This is a genomic window from Pseudomonas sp. F-14 TE3623, assembly GCF_053629015.1.
On record NZ_JBRJHM010000001.1, the window covers coordinates 1,797,769 to 1,818,835 of the forward strand.

At 60.2% G+C, this 21,067-nt stretch carries 17 protein-coding genes; 4 read left to right on the forward strand and 13 right to left on the reverse strand.

Translation table 11 applies throughout. From position 1 onward, the window contains the following. The first annotated feature begins 118 nt into the window (after window positions 1-118). From AB7M29_RS08045 to AB7M29_RS08060, 4 genes are all read left to right on the forward strand, one after another. The gene (locus tag AB7M29_RS08045; RefSeq protein WP_454246660.1) at window positions 119-1,618 is read left to right on the forward strand and encodes an efflux transporter outer membrane subunit; all 1,500 of its coding nucleotides are present in this window, start codon (window positions 119-121) and stop codon (window positions 1,616-1,618) included. A 147-nt stretch (window positions 1,619-1,765) separates the two neighbouring features. Further along, window positions 1,766-3,970, forward strand: coding sequence for an FUSC family protein (locus AB7M29_RS08050; protein ID WP_454246661.1), 2,205 nt, complete (start codon window positions 1,766-1,768; stop codon window positions 3,968-3,970). Continuing rightward, window positions 3,960-4,160: a DUF1656 domain-containing protein gene (locus tag AB7M29_RS08055; protein ID WP_322220720.1), complete on the forward strand. Its 201-nt coding sequence runs from the start codon at window positions 3,960-3,962 to the stop codon at window positions 4,158-4,160. Before AB7M29_RS08050 ends, AB7M29_RS08055 begins: the two co-directional genes overlap by 11 nt. Before the next feature lie 10 nt (window positions 4,161-4,170). Beyond that, window positions 4,171-5,034, forward strand: a complete 864-nt coding sequence (locus tag AB7M29_RS08060; RefSeq protein ID WP_454246662.1) for an efflux RND transporter periplasmic adaptor subunit — start codon at window positions 4,171-4,173, stop codon at window positions 5,032-5,034. A gap of 150 nt (window positions 5,035-5,184) precedes the next feature. Here the strand turns inward: AB7M29_RS08060 and AB7M29_RS08065 are convergent, their stop codons facing one another. The 13 genes from AB7M29_RS08065 to AB7M29_RS08125 form a co-directional block, all read right to left on the reverse strand. Then, window positions 5,185-5,583 carry a DUF4440 domain-containing protein gene (locus AB7M29_RS08065; protein ID WP_217857693.1) on the reverse strand — a complete coding sequence of 133 codons (399 nt, stop codon included), beginning with the start codon at window positions 5,581-5,583 and terminating at the stop codon, window positions 5,185-5,187. A gap of 160 nt (window positions 5,584-5,743) precedes the next feature. Continuing rightward, window positions 5,744-6,568, reverse strand: a complete 825-nt coding sequence (locus tag AB7M29_RS08070) for an SDR family oxidoreductase (RefSeq protein WP_454246663.1) — start codon at window positions 6,566-6,568, stop codon at window positions 5,744-5,746. A gap of 30 nt (window positions 6,569-6,598) precedes the next feature. Then, window positions 6,599-7,063 (reverse strand): multidrug transporter, encoded by a 465-nt coding sequence (locus AB7M29_RS08075; protein ID WP_454246664.1) that lies wholly within the window; start codon window positions 7,061-7,063, stop codon window positions 6,599-6,601. A 280-nt stretch (window positions 7,064-7,343) separates the two neighbouring features. Then, window positions 7,344-8,795 carry a mannose-1-phosphate guanylyltransferase/mannose-6-phosphate isomerase gene (locus AB7M29_RS08080; RefSeq protein ID WP_454246665.1) on the reverse strand — a complete coding sequence of 484 codons (1,452 nt, stop codon included), beginning with the start codon at window positions 8,793-8,795 and terminating at the stop codon, window positions 7,344-7,346. A 214-nt stretch (window positions 8,796-9,009) separates the two neighbouring features. Continuing rightward, window positions 9,010-9,663 carry an alginate O-acetyltransferase AlgF gene (locus AB7M29_RS08085; protein ID WP_123719948.1) on the reverse strand — a complete coding sequence of 218 codons (654 nt, stop codon included), beginning with the start codon at window positions 9,661-9,663 and terminating at the stop codon, window positions 9,010-9,012. A 14-nt stretch (window positions 9,664-9,677) separates the two neighbouring features. Continuing rightward, the gene (locus tag AB7M29_RS08090; RefSeq protein ID WP_217857695.1) at window positions 9,678-10,853 is read right to left on the reverse strand and encodes an alginate O-acetyltransferase; all 1,176 of its coding nucleotides are present in this window, start codon (window positions 10,851-10,853) and stop codon (window positions 9,678-9,680) included. Window positions 10,854-10,864: 11 nt separating this feature from the next. Continuing rightward, complete coding sequence (locus tag AB7M29_RS08095) at window positions 10,865-12,430, reverse strand: MBOAT family O-acyltransferase (protein ID WP_217857696.1); 1,566 nt, start codon at window positions 12,428-12,430, stop codon at window positions 10,865-10,867. 212 nt (window positions 12,431-12,642) lie between these two features. After that, the gene (locus AB7M29_RS08100) at window positions 12,643-13,773 is read right to left on the reverse strand and encodes a mannuronate-specific alginate lyase (protein ID WP_123719945.1); all 1,131 of its coding nucleotides are present in this window, start codon (window positions 13,771-13,773) and stop codon (window positions 12,643-12,645) included. A gap of 11 nt (window positions 13,774-13,784) precedes the next feature. Continuing rightward, complete coding sequence (locus AB7M29_RS08105) at window positions 13,785-15,236, reverse strand: alginate O-acetyltransferase (protein ID WP_217857697.1); 1,452 nt, start codon at window positions 15,234-15,236, stop codon at window positions 13,785-13,787. Window positions 15,237-15,246: 10 nt separating this feature from the next. Then, window positions 15,247-16,836 (reverse strand): mannuronan 5-epimerase AlgG, encoded by a 1,590-nt coding sequence (gene algG, locus AB7M29_RS08110; protein WP_454246666.1) that lies wholly within the window; start codon window positions 16,834-16,836, stop codon window positions 15,247-15,249. A 26-nt stretch (window positions 16,837-16,862) separates the two neighbouring features. Next, entirely contained in the window at window positions 16,863-18,350 is a 1,488-nt protein-coding gene (locus AB7M29_RS08115) for an alginate export family protein (RefSeq protein WP_123719942.1), read from the reverse strand. After that, a complete protein-coding gene (algK, locus tag AB7M29_RS08120; RefSeq protein WP_367616780.1) occupies window positions 18,347-19,849 on the reverse strand; it encodes an alginate biosynthesis TPR repeat lipoprotein AlgK in 1,503 nt (500 codons plus the stop codon). Before algK ends, AB7M29_RS08115 begins: the two co-directional genes overlap by 4 nt. A gap of 15 nt (window positions 19,850-19,864) precedes the next feature. After that, window positions 19,865-21,034 (reverse strand): alginate biosynthesis protein Alg44, encoded by a 1,170-nt coding sequence (locus AB7M29_RS08125; RefSeq protein WP_217857700.1) that lies wholly within the window; start codon window positions 21,032-21,034, stop codon window positions 19,865-19,867. Window positions 21,035-21,067 lie beyond the last annotated feature (33 nt).

A 21,067-nucleotide genomic window follows, 5' to 3' on the forward strand; every position in this document is an offset into this window, starting at 1 on the left:
GGAGCGAGGCTGCCCGCGAAGGCGTCCTCACAGGCACCATGGCTGTCGCTTGATAAGACGCCTTCGCGGGCAAGCCTCGCTCCTACAGGATCTCCCCCTATTTCAGGAATTTTCAGCAGTGCCGCGTCGCATCAACAGAGCGCTCAAGACGCTCAGTGTTTTGGCTTTAACCCTGGCAATCAGCGGCTGCATCGGCACCGCAGGTATTGCCCCACAGGGCAAGGCACTGGAGGCTGATTCACTGGCCACCGATGAAGCCATTCAGAGCGCCGCGCAAGACGCTCATTGGCCCACCACCCAATGGTGGCAAGCCTACGGCGACCCGCAACTGAACCGCTGGATAGACCTCGCACTGCAGGATAGCCCGAGCATGGCCATGGCCGCGGCGCGAGTGCGTCAGGCGCGGTCCATGGCTGGCATTGCCGAGTCCGCCGAGTCGTTGCAGATCAATGGCCAATCCACCCTCAAGCGCCACAACTGGCCCACCGATCAGTTCTACGGCCCCGGCGAGCTGGCCAACATCACCACCTGGGACAACAACGCCGCACTGGGTTTCAGCTATGCCCTCGACCTTTGGGGCCGCGAAAGCAACGCCACCGAACGCGCCGTGGACATGGCCCACATGAGCGCCGCCGAAGCACGGCAGGCCCAGCTCGAATTGCAGAACAACATCGTGCGCGCCTACATCGAGCTCTCGTTGCATTACGCACAACGGGACATCGTCGCGGCGACCTTGAAGCAGCAACAGCAAATTCTCGACCTGGCACAGAAACGTCTTGACGGCGGCATCGGCACGCATTTCGAAGTCAGCCAAGCCGAAACACCATTGCCGGAAACCCATCGGCAAATCGATGCGCTGGACGAAGAAATTGCTCTAAGCCGCAACCAACTCGCCGCGCTGGCCGGCAAGGGACCGGGGGAGGGCGCGCAGTTGCAACGGCCAACGCTGTCGTTGGGCGCGGCGTTGAAGTTGCCGTCGTCTTTGCCGGCGCAACTGCTCGGTCAGCGCCCGGACGTGGTCGCCAGTCGCTGGCAAGTGGCGGCGCAGGCGCGGGGTATCGATGTTGCCCACGCTGGCTTCTACCCCAACGTCGATCTGGTCGGCAGCCTCGGCTACATGGCCACCGGCGGTGGGGCGCTGGAGTTTTTGACCGGCAAGAAGCTCAACTACAGCGTCGGCCCGGCGATTTCGTTGCCGATCTTCGACGGTGGCCGCTTGCGCTCGGAGCTGGGCGAAGCCTCGGCGGGTTATGACATCGCGGTGGCGAAGTACAACCAGACGCTGGTCAACGCGCTGAAGAACATCTCCGACCAGCTGATTCGCCGCGAGTCGATGGACAAGCAACAGGCCTTCGCCACCGAGTCGGTGGCCACGGCGCAGAAGACCTACGACATCGCGATGATCGCGTATCAGCGCGGGCTCACCGATTACCTCAACGTGCTCAATGCGCAGACCTTGTTGTTCAAGCAGCAACAGGTGCAGCAGCAAGTGCAGGCCGCACGCTTGAGTGCTCATGCCGAACTGGTGACGGCGCTTGGCGGTGGACTCGGGGCGGGCAACGACGTGCCGAATGCCGAGAAAACCCAGCCCCCGAAAACCCCGGTTCTTTTGCGTTGAACACAAAACCTGTGGGAGCGGGCTTGCTCGCGAAAGCGGTGTGTCAGGCGAAATCCGCATTGACTGACACTCCGTCTTCGCGAGCAAGCCCGCTCCCACAGGGACCGAGTTCTCGCCGCACAACCCTAGACCATTGAGCAAAATTCCATGACTCCCTTGCCCGCACCTTTGCGCTGGCTGTATTCCCTTGAATGGCGCCGGGGGTTCTTCGACTGGGCACGCAGTGACGGCGTGACCTGGGTGTACATTTTCAAGGTGTTGTTCGCCGCGTTCCTGACCCTGTGGCTGGCCATGCGTCTGGAGTTGCCGCAACCGCGCACCGCGATGATCACCGTGTTCATCGTCATGCAACCGCAAAGCGGCCAAGTGTTCGCCAAGAGTTTCTATCGCTTCCTCGGCACGTTGGCCGGGTCGGCGGTGATGGTCGCGTTGATTGCCTTGTTTGCGCAGAACACCGAACTGTTCCTTGGCTCGCTGGCGATCTGGGTCGGCCTCTGCTCGGCCGGCGCGGCGCGCTATCGCAACTTCCGCGCTTATGGATTTGTGCTCGCCGGTTATACGGCGGCGATGGTCGGGCTGCCTGCATTGGCTCACCCCGATGGCGCGTTCATGGCGGCGGTTTGGCGCGTATTGGAAATCTCCTTGGGGATTCTCTGCTCGACGCTGGTGAGCGCCGCGATCCTGCCGCAAACCGCCAGCGCCGCGATGCGCAATGCCTTGTATCAGCGCTTCGGCGTGTTTGCCTTGTTCGTCACCGATGGCTTGCGCGGTCGCAGCCGGCGCGAGGCATTTGAAGCGAACAACGTGCGGTTTATCGCCGAGGCGGTGGGCCTGGAAGGGCTGCGCAGCGTCACGGTGTTCGAAGACCCGCACATGCGTCGGCGCAACGGGCGGCTCAGTCGTTTGAACAGCGAATTCATGGGTATTACCACGCGCTTCAATGCGCTGCATCAGTTGCTCGAACGCCTGCGCAGCAGCGGCACCGATCACGTTGTCGCGGCGATCAAACCGGGGTTACAGGATCTGGCCGAAGTGCTCGACGGCTTCAGCGGTCGCGCCTTGACCAGCCCCGACGCGGCACGCCTGGCCACCGCGTTGGCGACCTATAAGGAAAACTTGCCAGCGCGCGTCCGCAGCCTGCGGGCGACCTTTCAGGAGAGTGATCCGAGCGACGCCGAGCAGCTGGATTTTCACACCGCCTACGAGCTGCTTTATCGCTTCGTCGACGACCTGCACAGTTATGCACAGACCCACGCGTCGCTGGCCGATCACAGCCATGAGCGGGAACGTTGGGACGAGCCCTTCACCCCGCAAACCAACTGGCTAGCCTCGGCGGCATCGGGCATTCGCGCAGCATTCATCCTCGTGGTGCTCGGCAGTTATTGGGTGGCCACCGCGTGGCCGAGTGGCGCGACCATGACCCTGATCGCTGCCGCTACCGTTGGCCTTTCAGCGGCGACACCGAACCCCAAACGCATGGCGTTTCAGATGGCCTGCGGGACGTTGCTCGGGGCGCTGATCGGCTTCGTCGAGATGTTTTTCATCTTCCCCTGGATCGACGGTTTTCCATTGCTGTGCGTGATGCTCGCGCCGGTGATCGTGGTCGGTGCGTTCCTGACTTCACGGCCGCAATACGCCGGGGTTGGCCTGGGGTTGCTGATCTTCTTCAGCACCGGTTCGGTGCCGGACAACCTCACGGTTTACAACCCTTACGCCTTCATCAACGACTACATCGCGATGATCATGGGCATGCTGGTGTGTGCGGCGGCCGGGGCGATCATTTTGCCGCCCAACAGCCGCTGGTTATGGCGGCGGTTGGAGCAGGATTTGCGCGGGCAAGTGGTGTACGCCATCAGCGGCAAACTCAAAGGTTTGGCGTCGAGCTTCGAAAGCCGCACTCGCGATCTTTTACATCAGGCCTATGGCCTCGCAGCGGGACAGCCGCAGGTGCAAAGGGACTTGCTGCGCTGGATGTTCGTGGTGCTGGAAGTCGGCCACGCGATCATCGAGTTGCGCAAGGAACAGGCGATTTTACCGGTGCATCCGGCGTACGCCGAATCCCAGCCGTGGCGCCAGTCAATCCGGGTGATGGGGCGTTCGCTGGTGCGACTGTTTTTGCAACCCAGCCAGAGCAATCTGGAACGTGCTCTGGTTGCGGTCGACCACGCGATCAGCTGCGTGCAGGCCACCGACGAACCCTTCGCGCCGCACTTCGATACCTCTGCCTTGCGCCGAGTGAAAAGCTACCTGCACTTCATCCGCACCTCGCTGCTCGATCCGCAATCGCCGCTCGCGGACTACATAAATGTCATCGCCACTGCCAAGCCACAAGGACTTGAACATGCCTCGTGAAATCGCCTTCCACGGCGTGTACATGCCGACCATGACCCTGATGTTTTTCATTGCGGCGGCGCTGGCCTGGGCGCTGGATCGATTCCTTTCCGGATTCGACCTGTACCGCTTTTTCTGGCACCCGGCGCTGCTGCGCCTGAGTCTGTTTATCTGTCTGTTTGGCGCCCTTGCGCTGACTGTTTACCGTTGAGAACACCGTGATGAAAAAGCTTTTCAGCCTGCTCGCGACCTTGCTGGTGTTGGCCCTCGCCCTGTGGATCGGCCGGACCCTGTGGGTGCATTACATGAACACACCCTGGACCCGCGACGGCCGGGTGCGCGCCGACATCATCAACGTCGCCGCCGACGTTACCGGTGAAGTGGTGGACGTGCCGGTGCGCGACAACCAGTTGGTGAAGAAGGGCGATTTGCTGATGCGCATCGACCCCGAGCATTACCGCATCGCAGTGAAACAGGCACAGTCGCTGGTGGCCTCGCGCAAAGCCACGTGGGAGATGCGCAAGGTCAACGCCCATCGCCGCGCCGACCTCGACAACCTGGTGATCTCCAGGGAAAACCGCGACGACGCCACCAACATCGCCGACTCGGCCCTGGCCGATTACCAGCACGCCCAGGCGCAACAGGAAGCCGCCGAACTGAACCTCAAACGCACGGAAGTGCGCGCGGCGGTGGACGGCTATGTCACTAACCTCAACGTCCATCGCGGCGACTACGCACGCATCGGCGAAGCGAAAATGGCCGTGGTCGATATGAACTCGTTCTGGGTTTATGGCTTCTTCGAAGAAACCAAACTGCCCCATGTGCGCGTGGGCGATAAAGCCGACATGCAATTGATGAGCGGCGAAGTGCTCAAGGGCTATGTGGAAAGCATTTCTCGCGGCATCTATGACCGCGATAATCCGCAAAGCCGCGAGCTGATCGCCGACGTGAACCCGACCTTCAACTGGGTGCGCCTGGCGCAACGGGTGCCGGTGCGGATTCACATTGATGAAGTGCCAGAGGGCGTGCTGTTGGCGGCGGGGATTACGTGCACCGTTGTGGTGAAACAGGCTGTCGAGGAGTAACTGACAGACCGAGTCGCCTGCTTCGCGAGCAAGCCCGCTCCCACACTTGATCTACTTTGTGCACATATGTTGTGTTCACTGAAGATCGAATGTGGGAGCGGGCTTGCTCGCGAATGGAGCGACTCGGTCCCTCAGGCAGATGGCGACAGTTCACTCCTTGCAAAACGTCTCATGCAAATGCCGCCAAACCACCTTGCCATCGGTCTGTTTCTCAAACACCACCGAGGATCGCCGATCAGAATGCAGCCCTGTCGCATCGGTCTGCTGCTCGCGGTAACTCACTACCGCGCCACCGTCGTACAGCGCGACACCTCGCAACTCGCTGAGCTCAATCCTGAACCCGAGCTTCTTCCCGCCCGCCAGCAGAAACAATTCATTCAACGCCTCGAAATCCAGCACCCGGCCCAATGGCGAGATCATGGAAAACTGCGGGGAAAAACGCGTCAGCAATTGCTCAAGCTCGGACTCGTCTCGCTCCTCGGCCAACCATTGCTCGATGGCTATGTGGGCCTGGATCACTTCGTCAAAGTATTCGGTGTATTCGGTCATGTTGTTTCCTGAAATTTTGCAGCGTCTGTCCTGAAGTCTTCGCGGGCAAGCCCGCTCCCACAGTGATCTTTGGTGTGAATGCTATCTGTGCTACCCAGTAGAATCTTGTGGGAGCGGCGGTGCGACGATTCGACTTGCCCGCGATGATGTCGACTCAGTCTTAGAGTTGCCCCTTCAACCCGAACCGCTTCATCAACCCCGACTCCAACAGCCCCTTGGGCAACAACCCTGCCATCAACGGCAACGCCCGGCTGCCATTACCCAAACGCACCAGACGCGGCGGCTTATTCTGTTGCACGGCCTTCAATAAACCGGCGGCAAATTCACTGGCCGGCGTGGGTTTGTCCTGAGACGCCTGGGCTCGTGCACGAATACCTTCACGCAGCGGCCACCATGGCGATTGCTCGGTGATCAGTTGCTCAGCTTCGTTGCCGGCATTTTTCGCGAAGCTGGACGCGATAGCCCCAGGCTGAACTTCCATGACCCGCACGCCGAACGGCGCCAGTTCCATGCGCAACGCATCGCTCAAAGCATGCACCGCGGCTTTCGAAGCACAGTAAGCACCTGCAAACGGCGTGACCAGAACCCCGGACACGCTGCCGATGTTCACCACCAGGCCCCTGGCGCGACGCAGTACCGGGAACATCGCGCGAGTGACGCCGACGATCGAAAACACGTTGGTTTCGAATTGCCGCTGCATGGCCGGCACACCGCCATCGAGCAGGGGGCCCATGGCGCCATAGCCGGCGTTGTTGATCAGCACATCAAGGCCGCCGCGTTGCTGATTGATCCGCTCGCTCAGTTGTTCGAGGGCCGGGCCATCGTTCACGTCCAATTGCACGGCGGTGAAACCGGCAGCGGTTAGAGCGGCTACGTCTTCAGCCTTGCGGGCGCTGGCCCAGACTTCGTAACCGGCACTTTTGAAGGCGTCAGCGAGGGCGCGGCCAATGCCGCTGGAACAACCGGTAATCAACGCAACGGGCATGGCGCGGTCCTTGTGCAAAGAAGAAAGGGATCAGTCGGAGAAACTACCCTGCAAACGCTCGGCGCGAAACTCCAGGGTTTGCGGGCGATAACCGGGGCGCAGGGGCGGCATTGGCAAGCAGTCTTCCCAGTTGTCGCCGGCCTGCAATTCGCCGGGGCCGCGATAGCGCGGTGCGGCGTATTGATTGTCAGCCAGATTGACCGTATCGCCCGGTGCATAAGCGGCGATGCGCCAGCGAAGTTCGGTCAGCGGCACGTCGTTGCCGTTGTTCATCGTTAGCTTCAAGGGGCGATCCGCCGGGCAGTGTTCGGGCGCGTAGGTGATACGCAGCTCAAGGCGCGCCAGTTGCTTGACCTCGCGGGTGTCCAGCCAGAATACCCACACCGCCACCAGGCCCAATCCGACAGCGGCGGCCATGGAAACCGGCACGGCCTTGGACGGGTAGCGCAGCAGCAGGATCAGCCAGGTGATGACCAGCAGGACGCCGATGAACATGACGCGAAACCTCGGGAAGGGAAAGAGCATCCTACCTAAGCGTAGGTAGAGTTGGCGATGGGCATGATTCCGGCGTTGGACGTTATGGCCCCTTCGCGAGCAAGCCCGCTCCCACATTCGACCGAGTTGTCTTATGGGAATGCGATTAAATGTGGGAGCGGGCTTGCTCGCGAAGGGGCCCTCTGAATCGCTGCAAAACCTAAAAAAAGCCCCCGCCCAACCCACTGCGGATAGGGACGCAGCGGGCTGGACGGGGGCTTTTTATTTTTTACCGGTCAAATCACTGCGCGATGGTTTTCACCGACACGCCGCGTTCGATCGGGGTAGAGCGACCGTAGATATCTTCAAAGCGCTCGATATCGTCTTCACCCAGGTAGCTGCCCGATTGCACTTCGATGATCTCGAGTGGAATCTTGCCCGGGTTGCGCAGACGGTGAACCGAGGCGATCGGGATGTAGGTCGACTGGTTTTCAGTCAGCAGGAACACGTTCTCATCGCAGGTCACTTCAGCAGTGCCGCTGACCACGATCCAGTGTTCGGCGCGGTGGTGGTGCATTTGCAGCGACAGGCACGCGCCCGGCTTGACCGAGATGCGCTTGACCTGGAAACGGCCGCCCATGTCGACCGAGTCGTAGGAGCCCCACGGACGATAGACTTCGCAGTGGTTCTGGGTTTCGCTACGGCCCTGCTCGTTGAGGGTGTTGACCATCTGTTTCACGCCTTGGACCTTGTCCTTGTGGGCGATCATCATGGCGTCCTTGGTTTCGACGACCACGATGTTTTCCAGGCCGATCACCGACACCAGTTTGCCGTTGCCATGGATCATGCAGTTTTTGCTGTCCTGGATGACCACGTCGCCTTTGGTGACGTTACCGTTGGCGTCTTTTTCATTGACTTCCCACAGCGACGACCAGCAACCGACGTCGCTCCAGCCGGCGGTCAGCGGCACTACGCAGGCGCGTTGGGTTTTTTCCATCACCGAGTAGTCGATGGAATTGTCCGGGCAGCAGGCGAAGGTGGCGGGGTCGATGTCGACGGTGTCGGCATCCTGCGTGCTACGTTCCAGCGTCAGTACGCAGGTGTCGTAGATGTCCGGATCGTGTTTTTTCAGCTCTTCGAGGAAACGGCTGGCGCGGAACAGGAACATGCCGCTGTTCCAGAAGTAACCACCGGACTGGACGAATTCCGTGGCACGTTTCACGTCAGGTTTTTCGACGAAGTGCGAGACACGGCTGACGCCTTCCGGCAGCAGCGCATCGTTGGTGGACTTGATGTAGCCGTAACCGGTTTCCGGTTTGGTCGCCGGCACGCCGAACAGCACCATTTCGCCGCGCTCGGCTGCCACTGTGGCCAGGGCCAGGGCGCGTTGCAGGGCTTTCTGGTCTTCCAGCACGTGGTCGGCCGGCAGCACCAGCATCAGCTCGTCCCGACCTTCATTGACCAGCATCATCGCGGTCAGGGCCACTGCTGGCGAGGTGTTGCGACCGAAGGGTTCCATCAGGATGCGCTGGGTGTCCAGGTTGCGGGCGCTCAGCTGCTCGTTGACGATGAAACGGTGTTCCTTATTGCAGACCACGATCGGAGTGTCCATGCCTTCGAACACCAGGCGCTCCAGAGTTTGCTGGAACAGCGTGTGTTCGCCGGTCAGGGCGAGGAATTGCTTGGGGAATTGCTTACGCGAAAGCGGCCAAAGACGTGAGCCGCTACCACCTGACAAGATCACCGGAATCATGTTGTTACTCCTTTAAAATCGATTTGGTTAGAGCTACTGCGTTCTGTCGTTTCACTCTTGTTCTTGTTCCGTGTCCGAATTGACGCCTCGGTCCCTTGTGGGAGCGGGCTTGCTCGCGAAAGCGGTGGGTCAGCCAACATCATCGTTGAATGTGAAACCGTATTCGCGGGCAAGCCCGGCTCCCACAGGGATATGGGTCAACCGGGCAAATGTGTTAGCGCGTCGAAACCGGGCGCTTGACCCACACTGGCGACAGGCTGCTGCCTTTGCCGGTGACGTACAGCACCGCGGCTTCACCACGTTCCAGGGCAACCGGTTTCACGTCACCGACTTTGGTGGCGCCGTCGTACAGTGCCAGGCTGACTTTCACCGGGTTGATTTCACGCTCGCCACGGCCCTTGGCCGCCACGGACGGGACCACTTCGGTCTTGCCATCGGCGGTTTTCAGGGTCAGGGCCTTGTCACTGAGGTTCTGTACGCGCACCAGGGATTTCTGCTTGTTCTTGAACGGCGGCTCTTCGATCAGTTGTGGCGCGCCGCTGGCGTTGTTGACCAGGGTGTAATAGTGGTCGCCGGCCAATTTCACCGGCAGGGTCTGGCTGCCGACCTTGGCGCTGTAATCGCCGCCCGGCATGAAGCTGAAGTCTGTGCTGGACAGCGGCGCGACTTCGCTCAGGTTGGTGGTGCCAACAGTGGCGCTGACTTCAGCGTTACCGGCGTTGAAGACCCGCACGAAACTGGAGCCTTTTGGTGCGGTCGGGCCGTAGAGCGCGCCGTCACCGGCGAAGGCTTGCAAGGACAATACGCTCATGCCAGCGACGAGAGCAAAGGTCTTAGCGAGACGGCGAGGAGTAGTAGTGAAAGTCATGGTGTACCTCTCTTTCAGTTTTGCGCCCGGTCGGGCGTCTCGGATTTAGTGTTTGCAGCTACGTTTTGTTGGCGTGCGCCGGCTTGTTTAAGCTCTGCGACCCACTGCGGGTCGGCGTCACCGATTTCGTTGTTCACAGGCAGATATCGTTCAGGGAACTCCCAGATCAGCACTTGTGGCGGGCTGTTCTTGAAGGCGTCGCTTTTCAGGTAGCTGAGCATCGGCAGAATCGGGCCATGGCCGTCTTCGGCGTAGCTGACCACGTCGCTGTGCAGTGCCTCTTTCAGCGCACCGATGAAGTTCCAGTTCGGGTTGGCGCTGTAGCTGGTGCCGATCAGGGCCACCGGCACTTCAGTGTTGGCGAACAGGGCGTCGTCACCGGCAGGCTGATCTTGGGCAGCCACGGTGTTGCGCTTCTGCAAAGGCTCTTGCGCCGGCATCAGGTTTTCGAACAGCGGGTCCAGCGGCAGGAACAACCGCAGGTCACCCTTGTGCGTCACCTTCTCCGCAGGTTCGGTGACGAAGTTTTGCGGTTCGCCGCTGAGCGGTGCCTTGTCGGCGATGGTTTTGGCCAGGGTCTGGGCAGCGATTTGCGCGCCTTCCGGGGTCCAGTGGGTGTCGGTGCGCAGGAACACTTGCTGACCGTCTTGCTTGCCCTTTTGCAGCGGGCCGAGCAGGTCAGGGGCGATGATCTTGTTGGCCGCGACACGAGCGTGGAAGTCCTTGTACAGATTGGCGTGGATACTCGCCGGCTTCACTTCACCCAGATGTTCCGGGTACAGACGCGTCTTGGCCGGCACGATCGCCATCACCAATTGCACGCCTTGCTTTTTCAGGGTCTGGCGCACGCCTTCGACCAACGCGTAGTTGCCCTGCAGGTTCAACTCTTCGTTGACGATCGGGTGGAACTCTTCATCGCTGTAGAGCCACTGATCGCGACCGAGCACCACGCCCGGACGACCTTCGTTGAACAGTTTGAAATCCAGCGCGGCCCAAAGATTGGTGCCCAGGCGCTTGATCGGGAACTCTTCGTCGTAGTGCGTCTCGACGGCTTTGGTCCAGCGACCGTTGAGCACGGTCGCTTCGGCGTTGGTACTGAAACCGAAGAAGCTGCGTACCGACCACACGCCCAGGACCAGCAAGGTCACCAGGAACAGGGCGATGTAGAAGATGCGTAATGAGCGGGTCATAGTCAGATCCCTCAGAACTGGAAGTAAAGGAACGGCGAAAAGCTTTGCGCCGAGAGTTTGAGAATCGAGGCGATGAACAGCAGTAGAACCAGAGCGCGCATCACGTAACGGGACCAGTCAGCGGTCCAGTAGGCCGGTTGCACAGTCGCTTCAACGCCGACGGTGTAACCCGGTTCGTGGATGCTGGCCGGGTTTTCACCCGGTACGGCTTTGATCATTCCAGGCGTAGCCGCAGCAGGGCCATCGGCCTCGACGTTGACGGCAGGCTTGGTTTTGACCGGTGGCCGGTTGGTGTAGAAATCACGGATGCCAAAGAACGCCAGGGTGACGTAGGCCACCACCAGTGTTGCCACTTGCAGACCGGTGAGGCTGGCCTGGTTAAGTTCCGACAGCGACCATTCGCCGAAGCTGAACATCGCACCGTACATGCGACCGGCGACGTGCAGGTTTTCCGAACGGAAGATCACCCAGCCCATGACAACAAGCAGGAAGGTCAGCGCCCAACGGATCGGGTTGATGCTGCGCGGCGAGGTGTTCAGGCCGAGGGCTTTTTCGATCGCCAGCCACATGCCGTGCCAGGCACCCCAGATGATGTAAGTGATGTTCGCGCCGTGCCACAGACCACCGAGCAGCATGGTCAGGAACAGGTTGCGATAAGTCATCAGCGTGCCTTTACGGTTACCGCCGAGGGTGATGTACAGATAGTCACGCAACCAGGTCGACAGGCTGATGTGCCAGCGACGCCAGAACTCGGTGATCGACTGGCTGATGTACGGCTGTTTGAAGTTTTCCATGAAGCGGAAACCCATCATCAAGCCCAGACCAATCGCCATGTCGCTGTAGCCGGAGAAGTCGAAGTACAGCTGCGCGGTGTAGGCCAGGGCGCCGAGCCAGGCATCGCCCGTGGTCGGGTCCTGCAAGGCGAAGCAATGGTCGGCCACCACCGCCAGGGTATCGGCAATGAAGACCTTCTTGATGAAGCCCTGCATGAACCGCGTGGCACCTTCGGAGAACTTGTCGAGGGTGTGGGTGCGGTTGTTGAACTGGTCGGCCAGGTCACGGAAACGCAACACAGGGCCCGCGATCAAGTGCGGGAAGATTGCCACGAATGCGGCAAAGTCGATCAGGTTGCGGGTCGCCGGGGTATCACCGCGGTAGACGTCGATGATGTAGCTGATGGACTCGAAGATGTAGAACGAGATCCCGATCGGCAACAGCACATGGGTCAGGATGAACGGCGAAAGACCGACCGAGGTCATCATCGCGTTGATGCTGTCCACGCCGAAGTTGGCGTACTTGAAGTAGCCGAGGATGCACAGGTCGACGCCCACGCCCAGGAGCAACCAGCGTTGGGCCGGTTTGGTCCGAACGCCTGCCGCACCGACTTTCAGGCCGATCCAGTAGTTCCACAGCGTGACGGCTGCGAACAGCGCAAGGAAGTCCACACGCCACCAGGCGTAGAACACGTAGCTGGCGATCAGCAGCAGCAAGTTGCGATAGCGTATTCCGCTCAAGTAGTACATGCCGAGAAAGATCGGCAAGAACAGAAACAGGAACACGTTGGATGAAAATACCATCCCGATCTCTCCATGTTTAACCAACAGTCAAGGGCCAACGGCCCCCCCAAACCCCCCACCGAAAACCGGAGGGCTAACTCACAAAACTCAAACTCGACACCGACCCTGTGGGAGCGGGCTTGCCCGCGATAGCGGTGGGTCAGTCGACATCAATGCTGAATGTCAGATTGCAATCGCGGGCAAGCCCGCTCCCACAGGGTTTTGTATTGTTCCTAGGAACCTTTGCCTTTCTCGCTGGCCGGGTCGTAGACCTTGGTCAAATCCCCGCCGAGGCGGAAGGTCTTGAACGGCTGCATTTTGTGTTTCTGCGCCAGCACATCCGGCGTGCAGGTGTAGAGCGAGCAGAACGGTTCGAGCCAGGCGAATTTCGAATCGACCTTGAGGTCGGTCATGTCCTGCTCTTTACCGTTCTTCTCCTCGAATTCATCCGGGTCTTCCACGCCTGCCAGCACGCGATCACCCAGGCGTTTCAAGGCGCCGTTGTTTTCCTGACGCAGATCCACACCGTTGACCTGAGCGAAACTGGCGATCATCGCCAGTGGCGGCAGGGCATAGTTGTGATAGGCGAGGGCGCGTTGCTGGCGCTTGAGCTCGTTGGGCAGGAAGCCTTGGGCGTCGACCTGATTGACGCCGACCTTGTATTCCTTGACCGCCCAATCGAACAGGTCGCGGCGGTTGGTGGCGACCGACGTGGCCATCACCGACCAGGCTGCCCAGTACGAGTGGTTGTTGGTTTGCTCGAGCGGCAGGTTGTCCCAATCGCTGACTACCTGATCAGCCATTTTGCTGAACCAGGCTTCAATCACTTGCGCTTCTTCCTGGTGGGTAGCCAGCGGATGCGAGTCAGAGAATTTCAGGCGGACATAGGACGAAGCCATGCTGCCCAACGCCCATTTGCGCATGGACTTGCCGGTGTGGTTGAAGTCCTTGGACATCAACGCATCGGCCTTGGCCCAGGCCGTTAGCCAGTTGAGCGTGCACTCCAGTTGTTCCGGACGACCATCACGCATGAACTGCATCACCTGCTTGCTGGTGGCGCGCTCGATCTTGGTGATGTCGGCGGTGGTGTCGCGGAAGGCTTTTTCCGATGCCTCGTTCAGGGTCGAACGGGCCTTGTCGGAGCCTTCGTATTTGCTGCGAAATTGCAGGGCGCCGGTGTAGGGCGTCGGCATCGCGTCGCAGCCTTCACTCTTGCCGCCGGTTTTGACTTTTTCAATTGGCGCGAAGTAACCCTGGGGCGGGCGCAGTGGCGCGGCGGCCTGGGTGGCGCCGGCGAACATCGCCAGCGTCAGCAGGGAGGGCGCGAGTAACTTTTTCAGCGTTCGGGTTTGCATGCAGTTCATAAGAGGTAGCCTCATTGCCCGGCTTGAGCGGTACGCTGCTCGGCGCCGGAGAACACGTTGCGTTTGCAGATTTTCGCTTCGACCTTCTGAGGCGTGGTACCTGGTTTTTCAGGTCCCTGGACTTCGACGGCCAGCAGATTCTGCGAGGCCCAGTCTTCGTCCGTGCGCAACTCGAAGGCGAAACGCCCGTCGGTATCGGAGGTTTCCGGTTTGTCGATCTTGATGTCCTCGTGGCGCCCGTTCATGTACCAGAGGGTGGCTTGCAAGGTTTTCACCGAGGTGTCGGCGAAGCGGATATCGACCTGGTGACTGCTGTTGCGCAGGTCCAGGTTCTTGCTGTTGACCATCAATTCGTTTTTGCCCGGTTTGAGCGTGGCACTGGCACTCATCTGTGCATCTTTGCCTTCGCAACCGTTGTCCAGCAGCGCCATCATTTGGCGGTAGATGGTTTCCTGATCGAGGCGATAAAGCGGCGAGAATTCCCAGATGAGGATTTTCGGCGGTTTGGTCTGGAACTCTTCGCTGCCCAGGTACTGCAGCATCGAACCTTCGAAGCCACCACCGGGGAACGCGACGTTGAGAATGTCGGCGCCGATGGCCTCTTCGAGGAAACCGGCGAAGTTGTAGTTCTTGCCACTGTGGCTGGTGCCGACCAGGGTGATTTCCGGATTACCGGAATCACTGAACAGATCGCCATCGCCCGCTTCGCCTTTTGGCTCGGTGGTGAACTGATCCATGTACTGGATCGCGTAGCTAGTGCCACAGAGTTGACCAGCCATGTTGTGTAACGTTCCGGTCTTGCCCATGCGACCCGACTTATGGGTCTCGAATTCACGCTTGGGAACGTCGGCGAAGGCCGGCAATTGCTTGACCTTCTCGGCGACAATTTTCGCTGTGCGCTGGGCGCCATACGGCGTCCAGTGTTGGTCGCCGCGGAAGTAGAAGTCGTGAGCCGGCAGGGTATCGGGCAGCGATTCGTTGGTCAGCGGGGACAGGTCCGGAACTACGTAGCCCATCTGCGCGAAGCGCCCGAGCATGGTTTTGTAGTTCTTCAGCGCCTTGTCGAAATCGTAGCTCGCTTTCTCTGCCGGGTTCAGCTTGTTGCGGTTCACCAGGCCACGAGTCGGCTGGTAAACGATGACCAGTTCCACGCCTTTGCTCTTGAACGCATCGTGCAGTTGTTTCATGCGTTTGTAGCCAGCGGGTGTGGTGTCGAACTCGGTGCGCAAGTCTTCTTGCGTACGGAACAGCCAATCGCCCTGCGCCTGCACCAGCGTGGTGAAGTTCTGCTGATAGCGGGTGGTGTAGTTCTTCGCGTCATGGGCGGCGGGGCACAGGCTGCAGCAATCCTCGGCCTTGAAGCTGGGTGCTTTGGCATCTTCGGCACGTACGCCAGTGCTGGCCGCGAGAATGCCCGCGGTCAGGGCCGACAGGCTGAGTAATTTGATCAGGTGTGGGTGCATAAAATTATCCTCAGTCCCGCATTTCGGTCTGGCGTTCGACAGGGTCGATCAGCACGGCTTTCTGCTGGCGCACCAGCAGGTCGAGAATTTCATCCTGGCGTTCGCCGAGAATCCCCGAGAAGCTGATGCCGATGGATTTGGTCGGTGCGAGCATCGACACGCGATACAACTCCACGCTCAGCGGCGAGTCGATCGATAGCGGTCCGCTACCGTTGGCGGCCAGTTCACCGCCGACCACGATCAGCGACACCTGGGCGTCGAACGGGTCGAGCTTGATGTCCCGGTCGGTGTCGCTCAAATCTTTGATGTGCCCGTAGACACCGGTCAGGCCGTTGGCCATCGAGACGTTTTCATACAGGCGAATGTTCACGCTGTTACGAATACGGATGCCGTGGCGCTTGTTGTTGATCACCTTGTTGCCCCACAGCAGGTTGTCAGCACTCTCATAGAGGGTGATGCCATCGGTGTGGTTTTTGTAGATCTCGTTGTAGGCGATCAGGTTGTTCACACTGTTACGGTCGATCACCAGGCCCGACAATTTGTTGTCGTAGCTGCGGTTGTTGAAGATGAAGCTGTCGTTGACCTCACGGGAAATAATGATCCCGTGCTTCTTCTTGGTCCCGTACACCGTGTTGTCGGCGATGATCAGGCCGTGGGAACGGTCATGGGGGTCGATGCCGTAGACGATGTTGTCTTTGTAGGTGTTGCCCTTGACCACGAAGTCGCGGGTTTCGTAGCAGTAGAAGCCGTACCACATGTCCGAGAACTCGGAGCCGACGATCCAGCCGGACGGTTCAGGGCGCTTGAGCACCTTGGCCATGTTCGGCGTGTATTGGGAAATACTCACGCCGTAGGACTTACTGTTGGCGTAACCGAAACTGGCGATCTTGCTGTTGGCGATGTAGGTCTCGGTGCCACCCCAGGACAGCAGGAACGGACGGAACTCCTTGGGCGACTTGAAGGCCGCCGGGCCGTTTGCCTTCTCGCTCCAGCCAGTGATTTTGGTATCACGCACGAACAGCTGGCCGTCGTTGACCAGGAACGAACCGGCCTCTTGGGACAGGCGCAATTCCTGGGTCTGCTTGTCGATTTCCAGAATGCCCTTGTTACCCACCACGATCGGCAACTTCGCCAGGAACACGCCCGGCGAGGTTTCGCTGAAGTACTGCTTGGGCAGCTTCTTCGCCAGGTCCTTGAGGTTCATGTAGCCGTCGTCGATGAAGATCGCCTGCGGGATGCCATGCTGACGCACCACCCACTCGGCCATCTTGTTGTCACCGCCGATGAAGTCCTTCAGGGCGTTTTCCTGCATCATCCGGCGCACGCTGATCTTGCCGGGTTTGGTGCGCACGATTTTCGCCGCGATGGCTTCGGCGGTGTAGCCAGAAGTGTCCGGCAGTTTAGGCTTGGCCAGGTCCAGCGGCGCGGTTGGCGCGCTGCTGACGGTGTAGGTCTTGGCCTGTTGCAGCCCCTTGGCCATGGTCGTCGATTTGCCCTGTTGTACAGGCTTGGCCGGTTCGACGGTGGCGAAGGCGGCTGCGCTGGCGAGCAGTAGCGCGCCGGCCAGCAGGCTGATCGAGCCTTTCTTGGCACTGTTCATGTCGGGCACTCCCTTCGCGGTTTGCATCAGAAGCGCCAGACCACGTCGACAAACGCGCGGTGCATGTACGAGTCAACTTCTTTGCCATAGGCATCGCCTGGCTTGAACACACCGCCACGGAACCGTACCAGTGCCGAAGGCTCATCGATCGACTGGCTCAACGCTGCTGGCAGCAGGCCTTGCTTGAAGTACTTGGTGACCACCAGGTCCATTTCCTGACCGAGGTCTTTGTTGCCATCTTCCAGCGGCAGGGAGGTGCTGGAGAGGATCGCGCCGGTTACGTCGTCGGTGTTGTTTTCGACGGCGTTGATGCCGTTGCTGCCCACCGGCTTGTTGCCGTCGACGCGCCAGAACTTGTGGTAGATCAGACTGGCGTCGTATTCGTCGTTGAGCATCCACGAGCCGAACAAGGTAGCGGTCTGCATGTTGTTCATTTCGCCACGGAAGGCTTCGCCGAAACGGTGAACCCGCGAGCGTGTACCGGTGTAGTTCGAGCGATTGCTTTCCAGGCCGGTCTGTTCGTACTCGGCGCTGGCACGGGCATACGCCGCACCGACTTGCCACTGCGGATCAAGGCGCAGACGCAGGCCGATATCGGTGGCCCAGCCATTGAGGTCTTCACCACGTTTGGCTTCGGTCGGACGCGTGCCATCGGCGTTCAGCGGGTTGACCGTGTCGGTGTCGCCGCTCATGCCGGTGATGCTGCCCCAGTAGTTGACGGTGTTGGTGTTGCGCCAGTTATAGGCGTCGCTGTCGGCGGTGAGGCCGAGCCAACTGATGTCACCGTTCTGTTTTTTATCCAGCGAATCGCCGGCCACACCCGGCTCCGGGTAGTCGAGCTTGCCGTCATCATGGGTGTGATGACCGCGAATGCCGACCCAGTTACCCGGCGACCATTGAGTGGCAACGTCGCCGAAAACGTGCAGGCGATCCTTGTCCTTGGGCGCCAGCTCTTTCAAGTCGGTGCGGTATTCGCTGAAACGTTCGGCGACACCGACGTTGGCGCGCAACAGGGTGGTGTCGAAGGTCCAGTTCAGGGCTTCGATGTTGGTGTCGCGCCATTGGCCGTCGTCGTTGCGCAGGCGTTGGCGACCGAGCTTGAGGATCTCGCCAGGGTAGGGCGTGAGGCCGCTGTAGCCGACCCAGAACTCGCGCATCGCCAGGTAGTTCTTCTTGGTTTTGCGATCACCGTTGTCGGTGGTCTGGGTACCGTCGCTGTCGGACTGTTGCAGGGTGTCCGTTTCGATGATGTCGGTGGACGTCACGGCCTGGCCCATGGCGTAGGCGCTCCACGCGCCGCTTTCGCCGTATACCCATGGACGCAGGTCGAGGCCGACGCCGGAAACGTCGCCGCCGCTGGCAGTGCCCAGGTCACGGTCGTCTTCGGACTGGCCGGTAACTTTGACTTCGAGGCCGAAGTTCTTGTCTTCGGTCAGGGCCGCCAGGGTCGGGCACGACCACAGCAGGGCGAATGTCAGGCCAATACCGGCCTTCACGAATGGATTAAGCTTCATAGGGATTCCTCGCCGTCTTCTTCTTGCAGGGCGTGCAGTTCCAGCGTGTCCGAACTCACGGCGCTACGAATGGCCTGCTCTTGTTTCAGCAGGCGTTGGGCCTCGGCCAGCCGGTCAGGCGGCAGTTGCGTTTCGATTGTTTGCGCAAGCTCATTGGCTTGTGGGGTGTTTTGAGCCTTCGCCAATTGGCTGAAGACATAAGCGTTGACCGGGTCGGGCCGGGTGCCCTTGCCTTGGGAGAACAGTTGGGCAATGGCGAAATCGGCGCTGTTCTGGCCGTTACGCGCAGCAGTCAGCAGGTGATCCAGGGCTTTCTGCGGATAGACCTTGCCCAGGTAACCACGACGGTAAATCTGGCCGAGGTAGTAATCGGCGGCGACTTCCCGGCCGACGGCTTTCTTGAAGTGCTCTTCGGCGACCTTGGCGTCGGCCGGCACCATTTTTCCTTCGAAGTAGAGCTTGCCCAGCAACAGTTCGGCGCGCGGTTGGTCGGCAGCGCGGCCGTTGTCCAGGTACTTCATCATGGCGTCGACATCACCCAGTTCAGGGAAGTCGTAGAGCAGTTGCGCCAGGCTGACCCAGGATGCCGGGTAGCCAGGTGCGATGCCTTCGAGCAGCGACTGAGCGGTTTTCTCGTCGGTCTTGCCCAGGCTTGCATCGCCCAGCACGCGGGCCACGCTGTCCACACGTTGCGCAGAAACGACGCCACGGCTGTGACCAGCCTGCATCTGCTTGATCAGTTCGGCCTGTTGCTCTGGCTGGCCGCGTTTCTGATAGACCGTGGCCAGTTCGACATAGCAGATGTCAGTGGTGTTCAACGCCGCTTTGCAGACTTTTTCCACGTCATCCAGGTGTTGGTCGTAAGTGCCCTGGGTGCGATAGAGCAGCACTTGCGCCAGACCGGCTTCCGGTTTGCCTTCGGTGCGCCATTGGCTGATCTGCTGCTGCGCGTTGACGTTCGGGAAACTGTGCGGGTATTGCAGGTACAGCATCGCCAGCGGGATCAGGGTGTTGCCTTCGCCATTGGCCGAGGCTTTCTTCAACAGCGCTTCGGCTTCGTGATGTTCGGCTTCGGTGGCGCCGGGTTTGGCCACCAGCAGACGACCCAGGCGAGCCTGAGCTCGCGGCGAGACGCTGGCCGCGGCGCGGTAAGTCGCCTCGGCCTTTTTGATTTGCGCCGGGTCACGGCTGTCGACCTGCAGATCGGCCAGGCCAACCTGAGCTTCGCTGTAACCCAGGTCTGCCAGTTGCTGATAGTTCTGCGCCGCCAGCGTGGTGTCGCCGCGCTTGAGGGCTTCATTGGCCAGGCGCTGGTCGGGCAGACCGGCGCAACCGGCCAGGCTCACGGCCAATGCAACGGCACACAGTGATCCTATGTGGGAGCGGGCTTGCTCGCGAAGCAGGCGCTGCGGTGCATCAGGTAGACCGTGTTGATCCCTTCGCGAGCAAGCCCGCTCCCACAAGGTGTGCGGTGTGTTCAGGATTTTTGTAATGGTCACAGGCATGTCCTCGACTTAAAGACCGGCGGCCATGGCTTTGTTGATCAGCCAGTTCAGGTTCGGGCCACGAGTGCTGTTCACTTCCACTGGGCGACCAGCGAAGGCGCTGTCCAGTGGCTCGTCAGGTTTGATCTGCACGCGGATGTCGGACGACAGGTCGGCGCTTTTCAGGCTGGTGCTGCTGACAATCTTGCCGGTACGGGTTTGGTCTTCACCGGCGATCTGGAAGCTGACCGTGGTGCCTGGACGCACGTCGCCGAACTGGCGATAGGAGAAGCGTGCTTCAACGTTGGCTTCGGTGTTGCGCGGCACCAGTTGGAAGATCACATCGCCTTTGCTGGCGTACTGACCGTTAGCCACCAATTGCTGAGCCACGGTGCAATCGCACGGCGACGTCAGGGTGCCGGTCATTTGCTTGCCGAACAGTTCTTCAACCTTGGACGGTTGCAGTTGACCTTCGTCCAGATGGCCCTTGAGTACGTCGAGCATGCTGGTGCTGAAGGTCGCCAGTGGGGCGCCTTTGGCAGCAACGCCGTCGGCTTTGATCAAGCTCTGCACGGTGCCGTCGCGCGGCATGGTGATGTTCATACCCTGCACGCTGACCAGACCTGCCTGGGCGTGGCTGACGAAGTACATGCCGTACACGGATTTGAAGATGAAACCGAACGCCACCAGGCCGATCACGAAGATACCGGCGCTGAAGGTCACCGCTTTCAGACGGCCGAGCGGGGTCATGCCGTGGCCGCCGTCCTTGACCTTGCGCGCCTTGGTGAAGTTGTCGCGCTGCAGGGTCGCCAGCATTTCACCTACGCTGACGATGTCGCCGGCCAAGTGCGAGGTGATCAGGTGGCGCAGGGTGGAAATGTCACGGGGTTCCAGGTTCTGGAACTGGCAACCGATACGACCGGTTTGGCGATCGACGGAGCGGATTTGCAATTCCACGTCCATGGCCAGGCCGAGGTTATCGATCACGAATTGCAGACGGGCCTTGTGCACATCGCCGACCTTCAGCGGCAGCTGACCGGCGTTGAACGCCAGGCCGCCAGCGGAAAGGTCGATGACCCGGGCTTCAACCGGAGTCCGGTCTGGACCGAAGAAACGCAGCTTGGCCGGGATTTTCACGCGAGCGTGTTGGCGCTGGGCTTCGGATTCGTGCACTACGTTGGAGTTGACGGCGGTATTCATATGGGCGATTTCCTAGTTAATTCAGGCGAGTTC